The organism is Streptomyces sp. MB09-02B, assembly GCF_033794485.1.
In the GTDB taxonomy this organism is placed as follows: Bacteria; Actinomycetota; Actinomycetes; order Streptomycetales; family Streptomycetaceae; genus Streptomyces.
Genome location: NZ_JARGEE010000477.1, coordinates 1 through 6,323, shown reverse-complemented (window position 1 = coordinate 6,323; position 6,323 = coordinate 1). Strand labels below are relative to the sequence as shown.

The following is a 6,323-nucleotide window of genomic DNA, read 5'->3' as shown; positions in this document are numbered from 1 at the left end:
CCGGTACAACCACCCCCCACCCCATTCGTCTGATCGTCGCCGGCGGTGTCCCCCGCCGACGACGATCGGCACCCCCCTCATGAAGGACCCCATGACCTCAGTCAGACGCTCGACGGCGGCCACAGCCACCGCCGTCGTGTTCGCCACCGTCGGAGGCCTGCTCGCGGTGACCGTGACCGCCACGTCGGCGAACGCGGCCGGCACGTGTGCCTCCCCCGCCTTCAAACGGCAGCTCTTCGCGAACACCACCTTCTCCGGTACGCCGAAGAAGACGGACTGCGACGCGAAGATCAGCGAGAACTGGGGCACCGGCGCGCCCGCCACCGGGCTGCCGGCCGACAAATTCGGCGTCCGCTGGACCGTCACCCGCGACTTTCGGCTCCGGCGGCCCGTTCGCGCTCTCCGTCTCCGGCCTCGACGGCATCCGCGTCCACCTCGACCCGGACACACCCGACGCCCGCAAGATCGACCTCTGGAAGAACGGCACCACCACCGTCTCCAAGACCGTCAACCTCACCATCCCCGCCGGCAAACACACCCTCCGCGTCGACTACGTCAACTGGACCGGCTCCGCCAAGGTCAAGTTCACGTACGCGCCCCGCACCTCCGCCACCGTCGACAAGGTCGCCCCGCTGGCGCCGACGGGCGTCGCCATGGCGTACGACCAGGCGACCGGCAAGGCCAAGCTGAGCTGGGCGAAGAACAAGGAGATGGACCTCCGGGGCTACCGCGTGTACCGCCGCGCGGAGGGCGGGGCCTTCGCCGAGCCGATGACGACGACCACGGGGACGTCGTTCACGGACGCCACCCTTCCGGTCACCGGCGCGCGGTACCACTACGTGGTCCGCGCCCTCGACCAGGCCGGGAACGAGTCGCAGGGCACCGCGGAGAAGGCTGTCACCACCGTCGACCGGGTCGCGCCCGGCGTTCCCCCGGGTGTGGACATCACCGACACCTCCGAGGACGGCGGCATCCGCGTCGGCTGGACGGCGGTCACGGGAGCGTCGTCGTACCGGGTGTACCGGGCGGCGAGCGCCGACGGCACCTACACCCGGGTCGGCACCACCGACCAGCTCTCGTACCGGGACGCCTCCGCCGAGCAGGGCGTCACCTACCACTACCGGGTGACCGCGGTCGACGCGGCGGGCAACGAGTCCGCGCGGTCCGCCTCCGTCGACGGGCGGCGCCGGGACGACACCCCGCCCTCCGCGGTCACGGGGCTGACCGCCACACCGACCGAGTACGGCTTCGAACTGAACTGGGACGCCAACCCGACGCCCGACCTGGCCCGGTACGTCGTCTACGGCGGCGTGCTGATCGGCGACGAGGAGCAGCAGGTGTGCTCGGCGGGCGAGGTCGAGTGGCTGTCGGCGGCCACCACCTCGTACGAGTACCGGACCGTCCCGGACGGCGAGGAACGCTGCTTCTTCGTGGACGCCGTCGACGACGACTGGAACTCCCACTTCAAGTGGACCCGTGAGCCGAACGTCGTGGTCGCCACCGAGCTGGACATCACGCCGGACGTGTGACACCGAGCGGGGCACGAAAGGAGCCCGGAGGTTCACCTGAACCTCCGGGCCCCTGCGCTTGCTTGACGAGCCGTCAGTCGGACGAGCCACCGGTCGGACGAGCCGTCAGTCGGACGACGTCTGCCGCCCCTTCGGCCGCCACACCACCAACGCGCTGCTCTGCTGCACTTCCTGGTACGGCACCAGGTCGCGCCGGTACGACGCGTGGACCGCCGCCTCGCGCTGGCGCATGGCCGCGGCGGCGCCGTCGAGTGCGGCCTCCATCTCGGCCACCCGGGACTGGAGCACGGCGACCTGGTTCTCCAGTTCGATGATGCGCTTGATGCCGGCCAGGTTGATGCCCTCGTCCTGCGACAACTGCTGGACGGTGCGCAGCAGTTCGATGTCACGGGCCGAGTAGCGACGGCCGCGCCCGGCGGTGCGGTCCGGGGAGACCAGTCCGAGACGGTCGTACTGGCGCAGGGTCTGCGGGTGCAGACCGGAGAGCTGGGCGGCCACCGAGATGACGTACACCGGTGTCTCTTCCGTCAGCTCATAAGCCCGGTTGCCAAATGAGTTCTGCCTACGGCGGCCGTCCATCACATTCATGCTCCCTTCGCGGCCTGGAACAGCTCCGCTCGCGGGTCCTCGCCCGCGGTCGCCTCGCGATACGCCTCCAGCGCGTCACGAGCCTTCCCCGACAGGTCCTTCGGGACACTCACCTCGACCGTGATCAGCAGGTCCCCGCGGGTGCCGTCCTTGCGGAAGGCGCCCTTGCCCCGGGCCCGCATCGTACGGCCGTTGGGGGTGCCCGGAGGCAGTTTCAGGGTGACCGGCGGTCCGCCCAGGGTCGGGACCCGGACCTCTCCGCCGAGCGCCGCCTCGGGGTACGTCACCGGGACGGTCACCGTGAGGTTGTCGTCCTTGCGGCCGAACACCGGGTGCGGGTCGACGTGCACGACGACGTACAGGTCGCCCGCAGGGCCGCCCCGTTCGCCGGGGGCGCCCTTGCCGCGCAGCCGGATCCGCTGGCCGTCGGAGACGCCCGCCGGGATCCGGACCTGCATGGTGCGGGAGGACTTGGCGCGGCCCGAGCCCTTGCAGATGTCGCAGGGGTGCTCGGCGATCAGGCCGCGGCCCTTGCAGTCCGGGCAGGGGTCCGTCAGGGAGAAACCGCCGCCGGATCCCCGCGCGACCTGACCGGTGCCGACGCACGTCGGGCACACCCGGGGGGTGGCGTTGGCGTCGCCGGTGCCGGAACACCCCTTGCAGGGCGACTGCGAGGACATCCTGAGCGGGACGGTCGCGCCCTCGATGGCCTCGGTGAAGCTCAGCGTGACCTCGGACTCGATGTCCTGGCCGCGCCGGGGCTGCACGCGGGTGGTGCCGGAGCTGCCCCGGTTGAACAGGCCGCCGAAGACATCGCCGATGCCCCCGCCGAAGCCGCCCGCCTGTCCCCCGCCCTGGGCGCCGCCGCCGAAGAGGTCGCCCAGGTCGAAGTTGAACGAGCCGCCGCCGGCGCCGGGTCCGGGGCGGAAGCCGCCGTTGCCGAAGAGGGCGCGGGCCTCGTCGTACTCCTTGCGCTTCTTGGGGTCACCGAGGATGTCGTTGGCCTCGGAGATCTCCTTGAAGCGCTCCTCGGCCTTGACGTTCCCCTTGTTGGCGTCCGGGTGGTACTCGCGGGCGAGCTTGCGGTACGCCTTCTTGATCTCGGCCTCGGTGGCGTCCTTGGGGACGCCGAGGACCTTGTAGTAGTCCTTCTCGATGAAGTCCTTGGTACTCATCCGCGACGTCCCTCCTTCCACCGGGTGTGCACTTCGTCGGCGTCAGCCCTCGTCCGGGCCACCGCTCTCCTTGTCGTCGGCCGCCGCCGCCTGCTCCTCGGAGCCCTCGGCCTTGGCGGTCTGCGCGCCGGGCTGCGGCTCGGCCACGGCCACCCGCGCGGGGCGGATGGTGCGCTCGCCGATGCGATACCCCGGCTGGAGAATCGCCACGCACGTCGTCTCGGTGACGTCGGGCGCGTAACTGTGCATCAGGGCCTCGTGGATCGTCGGGTCGAAGGGCTCGCCCTCCTTGCCGAACTGCATGAGTCCCATCTTCGCCGCGACGGTCTCGAGGGACTCGGCGACGGACTTGAAGCCGCCGACGAGTTCGCCGTGCTCCCGCGCGCGCCCGATGTCGTCGAGCACGGGCAGGAGTTCGGTGAGGAGGTTCGCGATGGCGATCTCCTTCACCGTGATCCGGTCGCGCTCGACCCGGCGACGGTAGTTCTGGTACTCGGCCTGGAGGCGCTGGAGGTCCGCCGTGCGCTCACCGAGCGCCGTACGCACCTGGTCCAGCTGAGCCGTCAGACCGGCCACCTGGGCCGTCGCTGCCGCGTCCCCGGCCGGGGCCGCCCCCTCCTGGGGGGCGGCCTTCGGCTCGGCGTCCTCGGAGCCGGAGGGGACATCAGGCTGCTGCGGCTGCGCCGACTGCGGCTGCTGCTCGTCGAAGCCCGGGGTCTCCTCCGTCACGCGGCACCGTCCTTCCGGTCCTCGTCGACGATCTCGGCGTCGACGACGTCATCGTCGGCCTTGGCGTCGCCGGCGCCGGCGCCGGCCTCGCCGCCCGCGGCCTGCGCGGCCTGGGCGTCGGCGTAGAGGGCCTGGCCGAGCTTCTGCGAGACGGCAGCGACCTTCTCGGTGGCCGTGCGGATCTCGGCGGTGTCCTCGCCCTTGAGCACTTCCTTCAGCTCGGCGACGGACGCCTCGACCTCGGTCTTGATGTCACCGGGGACCTTGTCCTCGTTGTCCTTGAGGAACTTCTCGGTCTGGTAGACGAGCTGCTCGCCCTGGTTGCGGCTCTCGGCGGCCTCGCGGCGGGCGTGGTCCTCCTCCGCGTACTTCTCGGCCTCCTGGCGCATCCGGTCGACCTCGTCCTTCGGCAGCGAGGAGCCGCCGGTGACGGTCATCTTCTGCTCCTTGCCCGTGCCCAGGTCCTTCGCGGTCACGTGCATGATGCCGTTGGCGTCGATGTCGAAGGCGACCTCGATCTGCGGGACACCGCGCGGGGCGGGCGGCAGACCGGTCAGCTCGAACATCCCGAGCTTCTTGTTGTACGCCGCGATCTCGCGCTCGCCCTGGTAGACCTGGATCTGCACGGACGGCTGGTTGTCCTCGGCGGTGGTGAAGATCTCGGACCGCTTGGTCGGGATCGTCGTGTTCCGCTCGATGAGCTTGGTCATGATGCCGCCCTTGGTCTCGATACCGAGGGACAGCGGGGTGACGTCGAGGAGCAGGACGTCCTTGACCTCACCCTTGAGGACACCGGCCTGGAGGGCGGCGCCGATGGCGACGACCTCGTCCGGGTTGACGCCCTTGTTGGCGTCCTTGCCGCCGGTCAGCTCGCGCACGAGCTCGGCGACAGCCGGCATACGCGTCGACCCACCGACGAGAACGACGTGGTCGATCTCGGAGAGGGCGATCCCGGCGTCCTTGATGACGTTGTGGAACGGCGTCTTGCAGCGCTCCAGCAGGTCGGCCGTCAGCTGCTGGAACTGGGCGCGGGTGAGCTTCTCGTCGAGGTGCAGGGGGCCCTCGGCGGAGGCGGTGATGTAGGGCAGGTTGATCGAGGTCTCGGTGGAGCTCGACAGCTCGATCTTCGCCTTCTCGGCGGCCTCGCGCAGACGCTGCAGCGCCATCTTGTCCTTGGCGAGGTCGACGCCGTGGCCGGCGCGGAACTGCTGCACCAGGTAGTCGACGACGCGCTGGTCCCAGTCGTCACCACCGAGGTGGTTGTCACCGTTGGTGGCCTTCACCTCGACGACGCCGTCGCCGATCTCCAGGAGGGACACGTCGAAGGTGCCGCCACCGAGGTCGAAGACGAGGATCGTCTGGTCGTCCTTGTCGAGGCCGTAGGCGAGGGCGGCGGCGGTGGGCTCGTTGACGATGCGCAGGACGTTCAGGCCCGCGATCTCACCGGCCTCCTTCGTCGCCTGGCGCTCGGAGTCGTTGAAGTAGGCCGGGACGGTGATGACCGCGTCCGCGACCTTCTCGCCCAGGTAGGCCTCGGCGTCGCGCTTCAGCTTCTGCAGGATGAAGGCGCTCATCTGCTGCGGGTTGAAGTGCTTCCCGTCGAGCTCGATCTTCCAGTCCGTGCCCATGTGACGCTTGACGGACCGGATCGTCCGGTCCACGTTCGTGACCGCCTGACGCTTGGCCACCTCGCCGACGAGCACCTCACCGTTCTTGGCGAAGGCGACGACGGACGGCGTGGTCCTGGCGCCCTCTGCGTTGGTGATGACGGTGGGCTCGCCGCCTTCAAGAACGCTGACGACGGAGTTAGTCGTGCCCAGGTCGATGCCGACCGCACGTGCCATTTCAATTCCTCCAACAATGACTTGAGTGGAACGGACTCAAGTGTGCATGACGCCCCCCGATGGGTCAACAGACCTGAGCGGAGGAGGCTCAACTCTTATGTTTTCCTTATACGCAACCGCCTACTGACCTGCACGTATACGTCCACGGGGCAGGCACGCATCCGGTACGGGAGTGACGTGCGGGGTGGGCGACGGGGTGCCGATCGGCGGGCGGTGCGCGACGAGCGACGAGCGACGGGCGACGAGCGACGAGCGACGGGCGACGGGCGACGGGGAGAGCGGTGGACCCCAGGGGCCGCACCCCACGCTCCCAGGCCCGCCAGGGTCTGGCGCCCCTCAGGGCCTGGCACCCCTCAGGTGCGCGGGGAACTGCGCGAGAAGCCCACCGGCCCGGCGGCCGAAACACACCCCGGCCGGGAGGGCAGCCGCCTCACCGCCGGCCTGGCCGGGGCACCGGG

Annotated in this window: 6 protein-coding genes; 1 reads left to right on the top strand and 5 read right to left on the bottom strand. The window is 70.2% G+C overall.

Annotated features, from left to right (window positions below; genetic code table 11):
- On the bottom strand, window positions 1–204 hold a 204-nt coding region (locus P1P70_RS38360; protein WP_319246022.1), incomplete at its 3' end, for a hypothetical protein.
- Window positions 205–206: 2 nt separating this feature from the next.
- On the opposite strand from P1P70_RS38360, the gene P1P70_RS38355 reads away from it, so the two are divergent.
- Window positions 207–1,529 (top strand): cellulose 1,4-beta-cellobiosidase, encoded by a 1,323-nt coding sequence (locus P1P70_RS38355; RefSeq protein WP_319246021.1) that lies wholly within the window; start codon window positions 207–209, stop codon window positions 1,527–1,529.
- Window positions 1,530–1,634: 105 nt separating this feature from the next.
- On the opposite strand, the gene P1P70_RS38350 is transcribed toward P1P70_RS38355, so the two are convergent.
- From P1P70_RS38350 to dnaK, 4 genes are read right to left on the bottom strand one after another with little or no spacing between them, the layout of a single operon-like run.
- Entirely contained in the window at window positions 1,635–2,108 is a 474-nt protein-coding gene (locus P1P70_RS38350) for a heat shock protein transcriptional repressor HspR (protein WP_319246024.1), read from the bottom strand.
- Between the two features lie 5 nt (window positions 2,109–2,113).
- Entirely contained in the window at window positions 2,114–3,292 is a 1,179-nt protein-coding gene (gene dnaJ / locus P1P70_RS38345; protein ID WP_319246019.1) for a molecular chaperone DnaJ, read from the bottom strand.
- 42 nt (window positions 3,293–3,334) lie between these two features.
- Complete coding sequence (gene grpE, locus P1P70_RS38340; protein ID WP_319246017.1) at window positions 3,335–4,021, bottom strand: nucleotide exchange factor GrpE; 687 nt, start codon at window positions 4,019–4,021, stop codon at window positions 3,335–3,337.
- Entirely contained in the window at window positions 4,018–5,865 is a 1,848-nt protein-coding gene (dnaK, locus tag P1P70_RS38335; protein WP_045558228.1) for a molecular chaperone DnaK, read from the bottom strand. Before dnaK ends, grpE begins: the two co-directional genes overlap by 4 nt.
- Between the last annotated feature and the right edge of the window lie 458 nt (window positions 5,866–6,323).